The organism is Microbacterium algihabitans (assembly GCF_032464975.1).
Classification (GTDB): Bacteria; Actinomycetota; Actinomycetes; order Actinomycetales; family Microbacteriaceae; genus Microbacterium; species Microbacterium algihabitans.
Genome location: NZ_JAWDIU010000009.1, coordinates 1 through 16747 on the forward strand (window position 1 = coordinate 1; position 16747 = coordinate 16747).

15 protein-coding genes are annotated in these 16747 nt (G+C 73.1%); 12 read left to right on the plus strand and 3 right to left on the minus strand.

From position 1 onward, the window contains the following. The first annotated feature begins 140 nt into the window (after positions 1-140). The gene (locus RWH43_RS17465; RefSeq protein WP_316002149.1) at positions 141-4139 is read left to right on the plus strand and encodes an SCO7613 C-terminal domain-containing membrane protein; all 3999 of its coding nucleotides are present in this window, start codon (positions 141-143) and stop codon (positions 4137-4139) included. Positions 4140-4203: 64 nt separating this feature from the next. Here RWH43_RS17465 and RWH43_RS17470 read toward each other — a convergent pair whose 3' ends face one another. The 3 genes from RWH43_RS17470 to RWH43_RS17480 all read right to left on the minus strand — a co-directional run bounded on the left by RWH43_RS17470 (position 4204) and on the right by RWH43_RS17480 (position 6631). Next, positions 4204-4779, minus strand: a complete 576-nt coding sequence (locus tag RWH43_RS17470) for an HhH-GPD-type base excision DNA repair protein (RefSeq protein ID WP_154097152.1) — start codon at positions 4777-4779, stop codon at positions 4204-4206. Positions 4780-4991: 212 nt separating this feature from the next. Beyond that, entirely contained in the window at positions 4992-5273 is a 282-nt protein-coding gene (locus RWH43_RS17475; RefSeq protein ID WP_144831581.1) for a hypothetical protein, read from the minus strand. Between the two features lie 26 nt (positions 5274-5299). Further along, complete coding sequence (locus RWH43_RS17480; RefSeq protein ID WP_230703813.1) at positions 5300-6631, minus strand: glutamyl-tRNA reductase; 1332 nt, start codon at positions 6629-6631, stop codon at positions 5300-5302. A gap of 100 nt (positions 6632-6731) precedes the next feature. On the opposite strand from RWH43_RS17480, the gene hemE reads away from it, so the two are divergent. The 11 genes from hemE to cofD all read left to right on the plus strand — a co-directional run bounded on the left by hemE (position 6732) and on the right by cofD (position 16742). Then, positions 6732-7769, plus strand: coding sequence for a uroporphyrinogen decarboxylase (hemE, locus tag RWH43_RS17485; RefSeq protein ID WP_316002150.1), 1038 nt, complete (start codon positions 6732-6734; stop codon positions 7767-7769). After that, the gene (locus RWH43_RS17490; RefSeq protein ID WP_316002151.1) at positions 7766-9271 is read left to right on the plus strand and encodes a protoporphyrinogen/coproporphyrinogen oxidase; all 1506 of its coding nucleotides are present in this window, start codon (positions 7766-7768) and stop codon (positions 9269-9271) included. The genes hemE and RWH43_RS17490 overlap by 4 nt, the downstream gene beginning before the upstream one ends. Positions 9272-9382: 111 nt before the next feature. Beyond that, a complete protein-coding gene (locus RWH43_RS17495; protein ID WP_144831593.1) occupies positions 9383-9784 on the plus strand; it encodes a hypothetical protein in 402 nt (133 codons plus the stop codon). Positions 9785-9788: 4 nt separating this feature from the next. Further along, on the plus strand, positions 9789-10199 hold the full coding sequence (locus RWH43_RS17500; protein WP_144831596.1) for a phage holin family protein: 411 nt from the start codon (positions 9789-9791) through the stop codon (positions 10197-10199). Then, complete coding sequence (locus tag RWH43_RS17505) at positions 10189-10467, plus strand: hypothetical protein (RefSeq protein ID WP_144831598.1); 279 nt, start codon at positions 10189-10191, stop codon at positions 10465-10467. Before RWH43_RS17500 ends, RWH43_RS17505 begins: the two co-directional genes overlap by 11 nt. Before the next feature lie 127 nt (positions 10468-10594). Beyond that, positions 10595-11266 carry a hydrogen peroxide-dependent heme synthase gene (gene hemQ / locus RWH43_RS17510; RefSeq protein ID WP_144831601.1) on the plus strand — a complete coding sequence of 224 codons (672 nt, stop codon included), beginning with the start codon at positions 10595-10597 and terminating at the stop codon, positions 11264-11266. Beyond that, a complete protein-coding gene (hemC, locus tag RWH43_RS17515; protein WP_316002152.1) occupies positions 11263-12261 on the plus strand; it encodes a hydroxymethylbilane synthase in 999 nt (332 codons plus the stop codon). The genes hemQ and hemC overlap by 4 nt, the downstream gene beginning before the upstream one ends. Continuing rightward, positions 12258-13073, plus strand: a complete 816-nt coding sequence (locus tag RWH43_RS17520; protein WP_316002153.1) for a uroporphyrinogen-III synthase — start codon at positions 12258-12260, stop codon at positions 13071-13073. Before hemC ends, RWH43_RS17520 begins: the two co-directional genes overlap by 4 nt. Then, positions 13070-14053 carry a porphobilinogen synthase gene (gene hemB, locus RWH43_RS17525; RefSeq protein ID WP_316002154.1) on the plus strand — a complete coding sequence of 328 codons (984 nt, stop codon included), beginning with the start codon at positions 13070-13072 and terminating at the stop codon, positions 14051-14053. The genes RWH43_RS17520 and hemB overlap by 4 nt, the downstream gene beginning before the upstream one ends. Positions 14054-14156: 103 nt before the next feature. After that, positions 14157-15497, plus strand: a complete 1341-nt coding sequence (gene hemL, locus RWH43_RS17530) for a glutamate-1-semialdehyde 2,1-aminomutase (RefSeq protein WP_316002155.1) — start codon at positions 14157-14159, stop codon at positions 15495-15497. 279 nt (positions 15498-15776) lie between these two features. After that, the gene (gene cofD / locus RWH43_RS17535) at positions 15777-16742 is read left to right on the plus strand and encodes a 2-phospho-L-lactate transferase (protein ID WP_316002156.1); all 966 of its coding nucleotides are present in this window, start codon (positions 15777-15779) and stop codon (positions 16740-16742) included. The last annotated feature ends 5 nt before the right edge of the window (positions 16743-16747 follow it).

Sequence of the window (16747 nt, forward strand, 5' to 3'; positions counted from 1 at the left end):
TCGCTGCTGCGCCCGGCTCCGCGCCGGCTGTCGCTGCTGCGCCCGCCGCCGCGCCGCCCGTCGCTACCGCGCCCGCCGCAGCGGCATCCGGGTCCGTGCCGCCGTCCGCCGCTGTACCGCCGGTCGTGCCGCCGCCCGGCGTGGCACCCCCCGTTGCCGACCCCGCCCGGCCGCGCCGCTCGGGCGTGCAGGTGTTCCTGCTCTCGGTCGGCGTCGTGCTGCTTGCGGTGGCCGCGGCGTTCTTCCTGACGGTCGCGTGGATCAACGGCGGCCTCGTGCTGCGCTCGATCGTCATCGCGCTCGTCACGGCGGGCGTGATCGCCACGGCATCGATCCTGCGGCGGCGCGGACTCGGCGCAACCGCCGAGGGCATCGCGCTGCTCGGCATCGCCTTCGTCGGGCTCGATGTATGGGCCGTGCGCGCGAACGACCTGGGGGCGACGGCCGACGTCGACGCCGCCGTCTACTGGGGCGCCACGACGACGGTCGCCGGCGTCGTGTTCGTGGGATGGGCGCGTCGGTCGCGCCTGCGCGCCCCGCTGTCGGCCGCGGTCTTCGCCCTCGCGGTCGGTCCTGCGATGCTGGCCGCGGGCCTGCTCACCCGCGACGCGGCGTTCGGCTGGTGGGCCTGGGGACTGGTGCTGGTGGTCGTGGCTCTCGCGGCCCCCTTCGCCCCTCGGCTCGCCCGCCCTCGCATCGCGCTGACGGTCGAGACGGCGATCGTGCGCGGCCTCTCCGCCCTCGGCGCGATGGTCGCCCTCGCGATGTCGCTGCTCGTCGACCCCGCCAACACCGCGACCCCCGTGATCCTCGCGGGTGCCCTGGCCCTCGCCCTCGCCGTGCACGCGTGGTCGTTCGCACGGCAGGGGGCCGCGCGGCTCGCGCCGGTGGCCGCGGTCGCGGCCGTGCTCGCCCTCGGCGTGGGCATCGCCGGCACCGTCGCCCGCGCCGCCGATGCGACGCTGGCGGCGACCATGCCCGTGCTCGTCGCGGGCGCCGTGGCGCTCGTGCTCGACGTGGCCGCGCGGCGCAGCGCCGCCGGTGTGGGTCGCACGACCCTGCACTCGGCCGCTCTGTCGGCCGCCGTCGCCGCGGGCCTGGCCGCTCTCGTGCCCCTCGGCTGGGCGCTGCTGTCGTTCGGGGCTCCGCTGCGGTGGGTCATCGCGATCTTCGGGCGATCCGCCCTCGAGGCCGATGCTCCGGATGCCACGTCGACCGCCGCCGTCATCGCCCTCGTGGCGCTGGTCGCCCTCGCGATCCTCGTGTGGCGGATCTTCGGGGGCTGGGCCGAGCGTCGCGGCCTCGCGCTCGGCATGGCCGCGACCGTCGCGCTGCTCGCGGGACCGCAGCTGCGCGTGCTACTCCTCGTCGTGCTCTGGTGCCTCGCGCTCGCCGTGGCCGCCGTCGTGGTCCTGCGCCGTCGGCGCGGCGACATCGGCCTCGCGGCAGTGGTCGGCACCCTGGCTCTCGGCACGGGGTGGCTGCTGTCGTTCTCGTCTCCTCTCGCCTGGGCCCTCGCAACGGTCGTCGCCCTGGGAGTGCTCGCCGCCGTCGCGGGGGCGCATCCGACGCTGCGCGTGCCCTCGACCGTCGCCGTGGTGCTGTTCGCCGCGGTCAGCGCTCTGTTCGCACCGACGGCGCTCCGTTCCGGAACCGGAGTGGTGATCGAGGGCGCCTCTCCCTTCACGGTCGCCCTCGCCGTGGGCACCCTCGCGCTGCTCATCGTGGTGGTCCCGCTCGCTCGCCGGCTCGGTCTCGACTCCGCCCAGCGCGAGGCGGGGGCGCTCACCGCTCTCGCGGTCGTCGTCGTGGCGGGTGCCCTCGCCCTGCTCACGCGCTTCGTCGCGGCGGCGGACGACTGGCGACTCGGTCTCGCCGGCATCGTCCCCGCCGCCCGCGCGATCGACGTGTGGCTGCTCGCCTCCGCCGCCGTCGCGGCCGCGGCGTGCGCGGTGGTGGTCTCGCCGCCGTATCGGTCATGGCGCGTGGCCCGCCCCGCCTCCGCCGTGCTGGTGCCGCTGCTGGTCGCGACGGCCGCCGGCGCCGTGCTCCGACTCGTCGACGCGGATCCGCTCGCGCGGGCGGTCGTGCTGGGGGCGATCGCCGTGATCGCGGCGGCGGTGGCCCTGCGGGCCCTCCGCGACGATCGGCCGGTGCGCGTCTTCCTCGACGCGGGCACGGCGATCGTGGTGCTTCTCTCGATCGTCGGCGTCCCCTCCGACGGCGTCCGCTGGATTCCGCTGCTGCTGGCCGCCGTGACCGCCGTGCTGTGGGCGACGGATGCCGACGGCCTCTTCACCTCGCGTGGAGCGCGTCGGCACCTCGTCTGGCTCGCGCTCGTCTTCGGGGCCGTCGCCCTGTGGACGCGCCTGTTCTGGGCGGACGCCGAACCCGTCGAGCTCTACACGCTTCCCGTCGGCCTCGCGCTGCTCGCCCTCGCGGCGGGACACGAACGCGCGCGGCGCCTCGTCGCGGGGCGCTCGGCCGCCGTCCCCGCGGTCATCGCCGCGTCGGGTACGACGCTGGCCCTCGTGCCCACGGCTCTCGCCGACCCGGCCGATCCGACCCGCGCGGTCGTCATCGCCCTGGTCTCGGTCGCCGTCCTCGTGCTCGGAGCCTGGTTGCGTCCGCCGCGCACTCCCGACGAGCTCCCCGTGGCGGTCGGCTCCGCCGGGGCGCTCGCCCTCGTGCTGCTCACGGTTTCGCAGATCGGGCACGCCGTGATTCGACCGGACCTGGGCCTCGTCGATCTCGTCGTGCTCGTCACGGCCGCGGCGGTCCTGGCCGCCGCTGCGGGGCTGGCCCGCCGCGCGTCGACGTGGGCCCCGGCGCTCGCGCGAGCCGTAGCGGTGACGGCGGTGATCGTCTTCGCGCTCGGTGAGACCGTGCTGGTCGCGGCCGGTGAGGGGGCGATCGTCCGCGCCGTCGGTGCCGTCGCGCTGCTGGGTGCGCTCGGCGTCGTCGGCCTTCGTCTCGCTCGTCCCGTGCTGGGGGCTCCGCTCGCCGGTGCGGCTCTGGGGGGAGCGGCCCTCGTCGCCCTCGTCGGCGTCGCTGCCGACGTGCGGCCGATCGAGTGGATGACGGTGCCCCTCGCCCTGGCGTGGGTCGCCGGCGCGCTGCTGTCGCGCTCCCGCCCGCTCCCGCCCGTCCTCGTCGCGCTGGCCGCGGTGGGCCTCGCCGTCGGACTCCTGCCCTCGGCCGCGCTCGCGGACTCGTCGCTGGTGCGCGCTCTCATCGTGATCGTCGCGGCGGTCGCGGTCGTCGGGGCGGCGCTGCGGCTGCGCGGCGCGCTCGCGCCGCTCGTCGTGCCCGTCGTGGCGGTCGGTTCACTCGCCCTCGCCCTCGCCGCCTCCCTGCGCGCCGTGCGAGAGCTCACCACCCCGCTCTTCGACGTCTGGATGCTCGTCGCCACCGTGCCCCTGGTGGGAATCGCGGTGCTGCTCGTTCTGCATCGCCCCGACGTCACGCGGGCGCTACCGACCGCCCTCGTCATCGCGGCTCCGGCGGTCGCGGTCGTGCTCTCGATCCTCCGGCTCTCGACCGGCGAGGGTTCGCTGCGGCTGGTCGTCACCCTCGCCGCCGTGCTCGCCATCGGGCTGTGCTGGCGCGCTTCCTCGGCGACGCTTGTCTTCTGGTCGAGCTTCGGAGCGGCCGCGGTCCTCGCCGTCGCGGCGTTCGCGATCGGTGCCGCCGACCCCGTCGAAGCGGCCACCGCTCCGCTCGCGATCGCCCTGGTCGTCCACGGCATCCGTTCGCTTCGACGCCGTCCGCCCCTGCGCACCTGGCCGACCCTCGGCCCCGGTCTCGTTCTGCTGCTGGTGCCCTCGTTGCTGTTCGACTTCACGGCCGACAACGCGCTGTGGCGCGCGATCGCCCTCGGCGTCGTGGCCCTCGCGGTGCTGTTGGCGGGGGTGCGTCTTCGGTGGCAGGCTCCGGTGCTGCTCGCCGGCATCGTGCTCATCGTGCATGCCGTCGCGCAGCTGTGGCCGTGGATCTCGGCTCTCTATGTGAGCGCGTCCGGCCTGCTGTGGGTCTGGATCGGCATCGCCGGAGCCGTGCTCATCTTCGTGGCGGCCACTTACGAACGGCGCATCCGCGAGCTCAAGGCGGTGGCTCTGGCGATCCGGTCGCTGCGCTGAGCCGGCGGGCCGCCGAGGAATGAGCCGGATCGGTCGACCGCAGCTTCATCGCCTGGGGAGGGAGTCAGCCCTTCGCTTCCTTCGCGGCGGCCTTCGCGGCGCGCTTGTGCTCGCGCACCTTCGTCAGTGACTCCGGGCTCACGATGTCGGCCACCGAGCGGAACGACCCTTCTTCGCCGTACGGCGCGGAGGCCTCGCGCCACCCGGCGCCGTCGAAGCCGCGCTGCTTGCCGAGCAGGGCGAGGAAGATCTTCGCCTTCTGCTCGCCGAAGCCCGGCAGGGCCTTCAGGCGCTTCAGGACGGTCTTTCCGTCGGGGTCGTCGCGCGTCCAGAGGTTCTCGGCCTTGCCGTCCCAGTCCTGCTCGATCGCCGCGCAGAGCGCCTGCACGCGCCCCGCCATCGATCCCGGGTAGCGGTGGACGGCGGGCGACTGCGAGAACGCGGCGGCGAACTCGTCGGGATCCTGATGAGCGATCGCACCTGCGTCGACCGACCCCGTGCGCTCCTGGATCTTCAGCGGGCCCGCGAACGCCGTCTCCATGGCGACCTGCTGGTCGAGCAGCATGCCGATCAGCAGGGCGAGCGGATTGGTCGACAGCAGCTCGTCGGCGGCCGGGTCGTCGGTGATGCGCAGGCTCATGCGTTCATTCTCCCGCGCACCCGAGCGCGCGGGGCGCTCGCGCGCTCGACGGCGCGCTCGGGGGGAGTCGACTGTGCCCGAAATCGCCGAGACTGCAACTCGCTGACAAAGGGGGCGTCAGCCTGCAGCGGAGATGTCAGCGAGATGCAGTCTCGCGCTCTGAGCGACCTCGCGCTCCCGTGACCCGGCACCCCGCGCCCCCGGTTGTGCGCTCAGGCGGGTTCCGCGATCCACTTGCGGGCGAAGGGCACGGCATCCATCTCGAGCAGATCCTCGGCCGCCTCGCTGATCTGCACCTCGAAGTGCGCGACGCTCCCCGGCTTCAGCCGCTTCACGAGCGAGCCGTCGACGCGGCGGATGACCGTCTCGGTCACCGAGGGCGCGTCGTCCTCGATGTGCAGCAGGCCCAGGGCGAACGTCGCCACCCAGCGCAGCGCGTTGCCCCGGCGGGGTTCGCCCGCGACGACGTAGACCTCGGATGCCGGAGTGCTCACGGCATCCATCCTGCCCGAGGGGGGAGTCAGCCCGCGTCGGCGATCTCGCCGCGCGCGGGAGCGGCGGGCTCGGCCACCTCGATGCCGAACAAGGCCGACAGCGCGTCGATGTACTCGTCGGCGCGACCGGTCTCGGCGAGCTGGTGCGCCCGTGTGGTCGGGGTGTGCAGCAGCACGCCGACGAGGTGGCGCAGCGCCTGCTCGGTCTGGCCGTTCTCGTCGCCGCGGGCGCGCACGCGGGCGACCTCGGTGTCGAGCACCCCGAAGACGTGGGCGCGCAGGGCGACAACGGCGGGGGTGATGTTCTTGCGCTCGCCGACCGAGGTGAAGCGGCGGGCGGCGTCGCGCACGAGGTCGCGCGCGGCATCCGTGGCCTGGAGCTCTTCGAGCGGGGCGTGCAGGCGGATGGTCTCGAGGTCGAGCAGGTCGACACCGGGCACGGTGGCCACGTCGGGGTCGACGTTGCGGGGCAGGCCCAGGTCGATCACGAGGCGACGCGCGGTGTGGTCGACGGGGCATACGCCGGTGCTGTCGTCGACGGCGGTCTCGTAGGCCCCGCGTCCGGCGGCGAATGTCGCGGCGCTGACGACGTGGTGCTCGCTCGTGGTGCAGGTGATGACGAGGTCGGCGTGCGCGACGGCCGAGGGGAAGGTCTCGGCCGAGATCGCGCGCAGCCCGTGCTTCGCGGCGAACTTCGCGGCGCGGCCCGAGGGGGAGTGCACCGAGATGTCTTCGGCGCCCTGGTCGCGCAGGGCGGCGACGGTGGCGGCGGCGTAGGCGCCGGTGCCCACGAGCAGCACGCGCAGGGTCGACCAGTCGGCGATGCGGCTGTCGGCGAGCTCGAGGCCCAGGCGCACGAGCGAGCGGCCCGCGCGACCGATCGCGGTGTGGTTCTTCACGCCGCGCTGCGCCTCGGAGGCGCGCTGGAACAGGCGCTCGAGTTCGGCGGAGGTGGTGCCGAGCTGACGTGACTCGGTGAGTGCGCGACGCACCTGACCGGCGATCTCGCCCTCGCCGACGACGACGGATTCGAGACCGGATGCCACCGAGAACAGGTGCTCGGCCACGTCGTCGCCACCGAGCACGGTGTATGACCCCTCGAGCTCGCTCGCGGGCACGCCGGTGGCGGCTTCGATCGCGCTCAGGGTGGCGTCGATGCCGAGGGCGACGGCCGCGGTGACGGGCTCGTCCATGTCGACGTAGGCCTCGAAACGGTTGCAGGTCGCGACGACGACCGCACCCTGCACGAGATCGTCGTGCGCGGCGATCAAGGGAGCGACGGGGGTGCTGGGTACGCTGAGCCGCTCGAGGAGCTCGAAGGGCGCGGTCTTGTGACTCGCGCTGACGCACAACAACACGTGGATATTCTACGCCCGGCCTCCTCGGGGTATTCCGGGTGGCCTCTCGACGTCAAGGCATCCCCCTCGCGCTCAGGGGTCGGATGGGAGGATGGATGCCATGGCCATACCCGACGCGCCCCTTCTCCGTGCCCTCCGCGGCGACCGTCCCGAGCGCCAGCCCGTGTGGTTCATGCGCCAGGCGGGTCGCTCCCTTCCCGAGTACCGCGAGCTGCGGGTGGGCACGCGCATGCTCGACGCGTGCCTGACGCCCGACCTCGCCGCCGAGATCACGCTGCAGCCGATCCGTCGACATGACGTGGATGCCGCGATCTTCTTCAGCGACATCGTGGTGCCGTTGCGGCTGGCTGGTGTCGACGTGGTCATCGAGCCGGGGCGCGGTCCGGTGTTCGCCGACCCGGTGCGCACCGCCGCCGACGTCGAGCGCGTCACCTCGATCGATCCGGCCGAAGTCGCCGCCGCGGCCGACCCGATCCGCGAAGCCGCCCGCCGGGTGACGGCCGAGCTGAGCGACCAGGTGCCGCTCATCGGCTTCGCCGGCGCTCCGTTCACGTTGGCCGCGTACCTCGTCGAGGGCGGTCCCTCGAAGGAGCATCTGCGGGCCCGCGGCATGATGCACGCCGATCCGCAGTCGTGGCACCGTCTCGCGGGGTGGCTGGCGAAGGTGTCGCGGGCGTTCCTCGACGCGCAGATCGAGGGCGGCGCCCAGGCGGTGCAGCTGTTCGACTCGTGGGCGGGATCCCTCTCGACTGCGACCTTCCGCGAGTTCATCGCGCCGCACTCCACCGAGGCGCTCGAGGGCATCGAGGTGCCGCGCATCCACTTCGGCGTCGGCACGGGCGCCTTCCTCGACGACATGCGCCTGGGGGGCCTGGCCGACGCCGTCGGCGTGGATTGGCGGATGCCGCTCGACGAAGCGGCCGCGATCGTCGGCCCCGACGTGACGCTGCAGGGCAACATCGACCCCGCGCTCCTGGGGGCGCCGTGGCCCGTGCTGGCCGCCCACGTCGACGACGTGCTCGCCCGCGGACGTGCGGCCCGTGCCCACGTGCTCAACCTCGGTCACGGCGTCCCGCCCGACACCGACCCCACGGTGCTGACGCGCATCGTCGCCCGGGCCCACGGAGAAGACGCGTGAGCGAGTCCCTCGACCGGCTCGTGCGCCAGGCCCATGACACGCACGTCGTCGTGATCGGCGGGGGCGTCGCGGGCCTCGTCGCCGCGCGCGAGTGCGCGAAGGTCGGGCTGCGCGTGACGGTGCTCGAGGCGACCGACGTGCTCGGCGGCGTCGTCCGCTCGGCCGAGGTCGGTGGAATGACGCTCGACGTCGGTGCCGAGAGCTTCGCGACGCGCGGCGGGATCGTGCGCGGGCTCCTCGACGAGCTCGGTCTCGCGGGCGAGGTCGTCTCGCCGAACCCGGCCGGTGCGTGGGTCGCGGGCGTGCCCGGGGTCGGGGCAGCGCCCCTCCCGAAGGGCGGGGTGCTCGGCATCCCGGACAATCCCTTCGCCCCCGACGTGCGACGCGTGATCGGCTGGCCGGGTGCGTGGCGCGCCTATCTCGATCGCCTGCGTCCGCCGCTCACGATCGGCCACACGCACAGCCTCGGCAAGCTCGTGGGCTCGCGCCTGGGCGCGCGGGTGCTCGACCGTCTCGTTGCGCCGGTCACCAGTGGGGTCTACTCCGCGCGGCCCGACGACATCGACGTCGATCTCGCCGCTCCCGGCCTCAACGCCGCGCTCACGCGCGTCGGGTCGCTCACCGGTGCCGTGGCCGAGCTCCGCGCGAGCCGCCCCGCCGCGCGCCCGGCCGACGCTCCGGCGTCCGACGTGCCCGTCGCGACGGGGGCGGGCAAGGCCCCCGCGCCGGGCGGCGCCGTGCAGGGGATCGTCGGGGGCATGTCGCGCCTGGTCGACCGGCTCGTCGAGGTGCTCGACGAGGCCGGGGTCGAGCTGCGCCGCGGTGTGGCCGCCGAGAAGCTCGAGCGCACGAGCGACGGCTGGGCGGTCGTCACCTCGGTCGACGAGAAGCCGCTCGCGGCGCGCGCCGTGCTCGTCGCCCTCCCCGAGGGCCCGGCCCGCGAACTGCTCGCCCCCGTCGTGACGGGCCTCGAGATCGGCGACCCGGTCGCTCCCGTCGTCGAGGTGGTGACGCTGGTGGTGAACGCCCCGGTGCTCGACGCCGCTCCGCGCGGAACCGGAGTGCTCACGGTGCCCGGCAGCCACGTCGCCAAGGCGATGACGCACTCCAGCGCCAAGTGGGACTGGGTGCGCGACGCGGCCGAGCCCGGCGTGCACGTCGTGCGCGTCTCGTTCGGCGCGCAGGGCGAGGAGCCCGCCACGGCGGCACTCGACGACGCCTCCGCCGCCGACCTGGCGCGCACCGAGGCCGCGGCGATGCTGGGCGTGGAGCTCCCGGCATCCGCCCTGATCGACTCCCACCGGGTGCGGTACGTGCAGTCGCAACCCGCGGCCACGATCGGCCGCGCCGCCGCGACGTCGGCCGCGCGCGCCGCGGTCCGTGCCGTCGACGGCCTCGGTGTCACGGGCGCGTGGGTGTCGGGCACGGGGCTGGCGCAGGTCATCCCCGACGCGCGCGACGAGGCCGACCGCGTGCGCAGCGCCGCTCTCTGGCGCACCTGAGCGCCCGCGCCCTCGTGCATGGGCGTCGTGCTGTCAAGGGCGGATGCCGGACGCGGCATACGTGACTACTGTGAGAGTCGACCAGCACTCGATCGAGCGTGAGGAGACCCCATGAGGGGCAAAGCAGCACTCGTCGTCGGACTCGTGGCGGGCTACGTGCTCGGAGCACGCGCCGGCCGCCAGCGGTATGAGCAGATCAAGACGCAGGCCGGCAAGGTCTGGGACCAGCCCGTCGTGCAGGGACAGGTGGAGAAGGTCAAGGCGTTCGGCGTCTCGGCCCTCAAGTCCGTCCCCGGCGTGGTGTGGAAGGGCGCGAAGTCGGTCACCGGTGCCGCCAGTGGCTCGGGCACCGTGCAGGAGCGCGCCGAGCGCGCCGGTCGTGCCGCGAAGCAGTCGGCCCACGAGGTCGCCGACGTGGTCGAAGACTCCGTCGACGACGCCAAGCGCGCCGAGAAGTCCGCCACCACGCGCGCCAAGGCAGCTCAGGGTGGTTCCGGCGCGTCCGGGAGCTGACCGCATGACCACTCCCCGCGGATTCCGCGATCGTTCCGACGACAGCCTGTTCACGCTGATCGGGGACATCCCCGAGCTCGTGCGCAACCTCGTCGTCGCCGAGATCAACGGTGCCAAGGCCTGGGCGCAGCGCACGGCGAAAGACGCCGGGATCGGCGCCGGTTGGTTCGTGGGCGCCCTCATCGTGGTGTTCTGGGCCATTCCGGTGTTCTTCGCCTTCGTCATCGCCGGGCTCTCGTCGTGGTGGCCGGTGTGGCTGTCGGCGCTCGTCGTGTTCGCGGTGATGATCGTGATCACGGCGATCCTCGCTCTGCTCGGATACCTGCGGTTCAAGAAGCTCGCGAACCGCGAGAACCCCGGCACGGCCATCTCCGAAGACGTCCGCATCGTGAAGGAGGCCCGCGATGAGTATTGATCGCCCCGTCCCCGTTCCCCGCACCGCGGTCCCGCTGGGCATCACCGACCCCGTGAAGTCGGCTCGCGCCGAACTCCGCGCGGCCCTGGCAGCGATCGAAGTGAAGGCCAACGCCCCGCGTCGAGCGAGCGAAGCCGTCGAGCGCAAGGTGCAGGAGTTCCGCACCAAGGCGCAGCAGAACCCCGAGGTGGCCATCGCGGCCGTCGCCGGTGCGGCGGCCCTCGTCGGCCTCGCCGTCTGGGGTCTCGTGCGCGCCTACACGCGCTGATCCGTCTCGAAGCGGCCCGTGTCCTCCCGGACCGGGCCGCTTCGGCGTTCGCGCGGGGAGTCCTGCGGTGGTTCACCGCCGAGTCAACGGGTTTGGACCCCTGCCCCGACGAGACGAGACTAGGAGCATGTCCGATGACAGCTCCTCTTCCGTCTACACGCTCTGGGCCGTGTTCCGCCGCGACCCCGAGAACCCCGTCGTCGCCTCCGAGGCGACCGAGCTGGCCGACCTGGTCTCGCTCATCGAGGCCGACGGCGTCACCGTCCGCGGCTTCTACGACGTCAGCGGCCTGCGCGCCGACGCCGACCTCATGGTCTGGCTGCACGGCGAAGACCCCCAGGCGCTGCAGCGCGATCTGCGCCGCCTGCGCCGCACCGAGCTGCTGAAGAACCTCCTGCCCACGTGGAACGCGATGGGCGTGCACCGCGACGCCGAGTTCAACCGCTCGCACGTGCCCGGCTTCCTCCGCGGCATCGAGGCGCAGCAGTGGCTGTGCCTCTACCCCTTCGTGCGCAGCTACGAGTGGTACCTGCTGCCCGAGGCGGAGCGCCGCGAGATGCTCATCGAGCACGGCAAGAAGGGCTCCGCCTACAAGGGCGTCATCGCCAACACGGTGGCCTCGTTCGCCCTCGGCGACTACGAGTGGCTCCTGCCGATGGAGGCCGACGTGCTCACCGACCTCGTCGACATGATGCGCGACCTCCGCTACACCGAGGCCCGTCGTCACGTGCGCGAGGAGGTGCCGTTCTACACGGGCCGTCTGGTCTCCCTCGACGAGATCCCCGAGATCCTCCAGTGAGCGCGCCTCTGCGCCTCGGCACCCGCCGCAGCACCCTGGCGATGGCGCAGTCGCAGATGGTCGCCGACGCCGTGGCCGCGGCATCCGGTCGCCCCGTCGAACTGGTCCCGATCGTGTCGGAGGGCGACGTCAACCGCGCGTCGCTGTCTCAGCTGGGCGGGCGCGGCGTCTTCGCCAACAGTCTGCGCGAGGCGCTCGCCGCCGATCGATGCGATTTCCTCGTGCACTCGCTGAAAGACCTGCCGACGCAGCAGCCCGACGGCCTGGTGATCGCCGCGACCCCGACGCGTGAAGACGCTCGCGACGTCGTCGTGACGCGCGACGGTGTTCCCCTGGGCTCTCTCGCCCCGGGCGCGCGGGTGGGCACGGGTTCGCCCCGCCGCATCGCTCAGGCCTCGCGGCACAACCCGCGCCTCGACATCCGCGACATCCGCGGCAACGTCGACTCGCGCCTCGCGCGCGTGCGCGACGGCGAACTGGATGCCGTGATCCTCGCCGCCGCCGGCTTGTCGCGGCTCGGGGGAGACCTCGGCGGTCTCGAGGCCGAGGCCCTGGGCCTGTCGGAGTGGCCCACGGCTCCCGGCCAGGGATCGCTCGCCGTCGAGACGCGCACCGACATCGACCCCGAGATCCTCGCGGCCCTCGCGCAGCTCGACGACGAGGACACCCGGGTCGCGATCACCGCGGAACGCACGGTGCTCTCGGCGCTCGACGCCGGGTGCAGCGCCCCCGTCGGCACGCACGCCTCGCTCACCGAGGGTGATCTGCGGCTGCGGGCCGTGGTCTACGCGCTCGATGGAACGCAACGGATCGGCATCGACCGAACCGTGCGTCTCTCGCCGGGGTATGGTGGGGAAACGGGCAGTGGCAACGGAGCGGATGCTGCCGACGACGGGGGAACGATCGCGCGAGCGGCGCGAGCGGGCCGAGAAGCCGCGCGTCGGTTGCTCGAACGTGGGGCGGCCGACCTGGTACCACGAGAGTCGACCACATGAATGAAGGCCACTGGAACACGCCGAACCCCTCGACGGGCGGCGTGCCCAAACCTCTGTCCGGTCGACGCGTGCTCGTGCCGCGCGGAGGCCCCTGGGGCGACGGCGTCGCCGCCAGCCTGCGTCAGCTCGGAGCCGTTCCGGTCATCGCTCCGCTGATCAACTTCGCGCCGACGAACGATCAGGCCACCCTCGACCAGGCACTCGCCGACCTCGCTGACGGCGCCTTCGACTGGCTGACGCTGACGAGCGCCACCACCGTCGACGTGCTCTACGCCTTTAAGGCCGTGATCCCCGCGCAGACCAAGGTCGCCGTCGTGGGCGAGACCACGGCCGCGGCGATGCAGGCCGTCGGCTACCACGTCGACCTCGTGCCCGAGCGCGACAACTCGGCGCAGGGCATGGCCGAGCAGATGATCGCGATCGAGACCGAGCCGCGCAACGTGCTGACCCTCCGCAGCGAGATCGCCAAGCCCGTGCTCACGCGCCTGCTCATCGAGGCCGGGCACAACGTGCGCAGCGTCGTCGCGTATCGCACGGTGGGCGTGCCCGTGACCGAGAAGATCGCGGCCGACGTCACCTCGGGTCGCATCAACGCCATCCTGGTCACCAGTGGCTCGGTCGCGGAGCAGGTCGTCGACCAGTTCCCCGAGATCCCGGCATCCACCGTCATCGCCGCCATCGGCCCCCGCACCGCCAAAGACGCCAAGCGCGCCGGTCTGAGCGTCGACGTGGTGGCCGAGACCCAGACCGTCGACTCCCTCATCGAAGCCGTCGCCCGCTTCCCCCTGCACTCCGACGAATCGACCTCATGAGCTTCCCCGAGCACCGCCCGCGGCGCCTGCGCCGCACCCCCGCCGTCCATCGTCTCGCTCGCGAGACCCACCTCGTGCCCTCGCAGCTCGTGCTGCCGATGTTCGTGCGCGAGGGCATCACCGAGCCGAGCCCGATCGGTTCGATGCCCGGCATCGTGCAGCACTCGATGGACTCCCTCCGCCGCGCGGTCGCCGAGGCCGCCGAGCAGCGCATCGGCGGGGTGATGCTCTTCGGCGTGCCCGAGGTGCGCGACGCGGTGGGCTCCGGCGCCGACGACCCGAACGGCATCCTGAACCGCGCCACCGAGGCCGTGGTGGCCGAGGTCGGCGATGCGGTGGTCGTGCAGACCGACCTGTGCCTCGACGAGTTCACCGATCACGGGCACTGCGGCGTCCTCCGTGACGACGGGGCCGTCGACAACGACGCGACCCTCGAGCGCTACACCGCGATGGGCCTCGCCCAGGCGCGCGCGGGCTCGGCGATGCTGGGGCTGTCGGGAATGATGGACGGTCAGGTCGGCGCGGTGCGCGAGGCGCTCGACGCCGAGGGCTTCACCGACACGTTGATCCTCGCCTACTCGGCGAAGTACGCGGGGGCGTTCTACGGCCCGTTCCGCGAGGCCGTCGACTCGCAGCTGAAGGGCGATCGCCGCTCGTACCAGCTCGACCCCGGCAACGGCCGCGAGGGCGTCCGCGAAGCGCTGCTCGACGTCGAAGAGGGCGCCGACGTCGTCATGGTCAAGCCGGCGCTGCCGTATCTCGACGTGCTCGCCGACGTGAAGGCCTCGGTCGACGTGCCCGTGTGGGCGTACCAGGTGTCGGGCGAGTACGCGATGGTCGAGGCGGCTGCGGCCCACGGCTGGATCGACCGCCGCGGCGCGATCATGGAGAGCCTGCTCGGCATCCGTCGCGCCGGCGCCGACGCGATCCTGACGTACTGGGCGGTCGAGGCCGCCCGCTGGCTCCGCGCCGAGCTCTGAGCTGTCTCCTCTCACACGTGAGGGGTCCCTTCTCGTCGCCTGGACGGCGTCGAAGCGACACTTTTCGACCCCTCACTCAGGGGCGCCCGGAAGAATGGATGCCATGACCGATCTCAACGACCAGTGGTTCGCTCGCGCCAAGGACGTCATTCCGGGCGGAGTCAACTCGCCCGTGCGCGCGTACGGCTCCGTGGGCGGCACGCCGCGGTTCGTGCAGTCGGCGTCCGGCCCTCGGATCACGGATGCCGCGGGTCGCGAGTACGTCGACCTCGTCGCCTCGTGGGGTCCGGCCCTGCTCGGCCACGCGCACCCCGAGGTGGTCGGGGCGGTGCAGTCCGCGGCATCCCGCGGTCTGTCGTTCGGTGCTCCGACGGGGGCCGAGGTCGAACTGGCCGATCTCGTCGCGCAGCGCGTGCAGGTCGGAGACCTGAAGCCGATCGAGAAGGTGCGTCTGGTGTCGACCGGAACCGAGGCGACGATGACGGCGATCCGTCTCGCGCGCGGCGTGACCGGTCGCGACCTGCTGATCAAGTTCGCCGGGCACTACCACGGCCACTCCGACGGCCTGCTGGCCGCCGCCGGATCGGGCGTCGCGACCCTCGCCCTGCCCGGGTCGGCCGGTGTTCCCGCGCCCATCGCCGCGCAGACGCTCGTGCTGCCCTACAACGACCTCGATGCGGTGCGCGAGGTGTTCGAGGTGCACGGCGAGAACATCGCCGCGATCATCGTCGAGGCCGCCTCGGCCAACATGGGCGTCGTCCCGCCGCTCCCCGGCTTCAACGCCGCCCTCGCCGACATCGCGCACAGCCACGGATCCCTGCTGATCGTGGACGAGGTGCTCACCGGATTCCGCGTGCACCCGGCCGGTTTCTGGGGTCTGCAGGCCTCGCAGGGCGAGCGCTACCTGCCCGACATCCTCACGTACGGCAAGGTCATCGGCGGCGGCATGCCGCTGGCGGCCCTCGCCGGTCGCGCCGAGATCATGGACCACCTCGCGCCCCTCGGCCCCGTGTACCAGGCGGGCACGCTGTCGGGGAACCCGCTGTCGGTGGCCGCCGGTCTCGCGACCCTGCGCCTGGCCACTCCCGAGGTCTACGCCGCGGTCGACGCCGCGGCCACGCAGGTCGCCGATGCGCTGAACGCGGCGCTGACGGCTGAGGGCGTCGTGCACGCCGTGCCGCGCGCGGGCTCGCTGTTCGGCGTCGCGTTCCTGCCCGAGATTCCCCTCGACTATGCCACGGCGCTCACGCAGCAGTCCTACCGGTACGCGCCCTTCTTCCACGCGATGCTGGATGCCGGGGTCTCGCTGCCCCCGAGCGTCTTCGAAGCCTGGTTCCTCACCGCCGCCCACGACGAGGTCGCCCTCGAGCGCGTGCTCGAGGCGCTGCCGGTCGCGGCGAAGGCTGCCGCGGAGGCGCTGGATCCGACGCTGCTCGCGCAGTAGCCGGGATCATCCTCGAGGAGGACCCGTTTCGTCCGTTGCGATGATGTGCGACGGATGCCGTGCGGCGAGGCTGGAACCATGCTTCCCGCACCTCCCGCACCGTCCGTCCTCTCGCCGCTGTTGTCGCGGCTCGCGGCGTGGTGGCCGACGTCGATGGCCCCGCGTCGGCGTCGCGCGACGTGGCAGCCGCTGCGTGGCGGTGCCGCGGTCGATGCCCGGTCGAGCTGAGCGACACCGGTTCCGGTCGATCGCCCTCCGTGCGGCTGGAAGACTGAACCAATGCTTCCTCCCCAGCCCCGTGTCGTCGTCCTCGCCGGTGGAGTCGGGGGGTCGAAGTTCACCCTCGGCGTCCGCGCGGCCCTCCGCCGGCTGAACGCCCCCGAGGCCACCGTCGTCGTCAACACGGGCGACGACCTGTGGCTGTCTGGTGTGCGTCTGCAGCCCGACGTCGATTCGATCACGTACGCCCTGGCCGGCGTCAACGACACGGAGCGCGGCTGGGGTCGGGCCGGTGACACCGAGCGCGTCAACGAAGAACTCCAGGCGTGGGGCGCGGGCTGGCCGTGGTTCACGCTCGGCGATCTCGACCTCGGCACGCACCTGGCGCGCACGGGGTGGCTGCGCGACGGACTCACCCCGACCGAGGTGCTCGCGCGCATGGCGCAGCGGTGGCCGCTCGGCATCCGGATGCTCCCCATGACCGACAGCGAGGTCGACACCCACGTGCTGTTCGACGACGGCGGGCGCCTGCACTTCCAGGAGTGGTGGACGCGCCACCGCGCGAAGCTCACCCCCCGTGCCTTCGAGAACCCCGGGATCGCGGATGCCGTGCCCGCGCCGGGCGTCGCCGAGGCCATTGCGGCGGCCGATGTCGTCCTGATCGCACCGTCGAACCCCGTCGTGTCGATCGGTCCGATCCTGGCGGTTTCCGGGATCCGGGATGCCGTGCGGGACACGTCGGCGAAGGTGGTCGGCGTCTCGCCGATCATCGGCGGGCGGGTCGTGCGCGGCATGGCCGACGTCTGCCTGACCGCGATCGGGGTCGAGACCTCCGCCGCGGCCGTCGCCCGGCAGTACGGCGCGCGGTCGGCGGACGGCGTGCTCGACGCGTGGCTGCTCGCCGAGGAGGACGCGGCGGGGGCACCAGAGGTGGAGGCCGCGGGGATCCGCGCCGTCGTCACCCCGCTGTGGATGCGCGACGAGGCGACCTCGGCCGCGATCGCGGAGGCAGCGCTCGGGGCCTGAGGCTC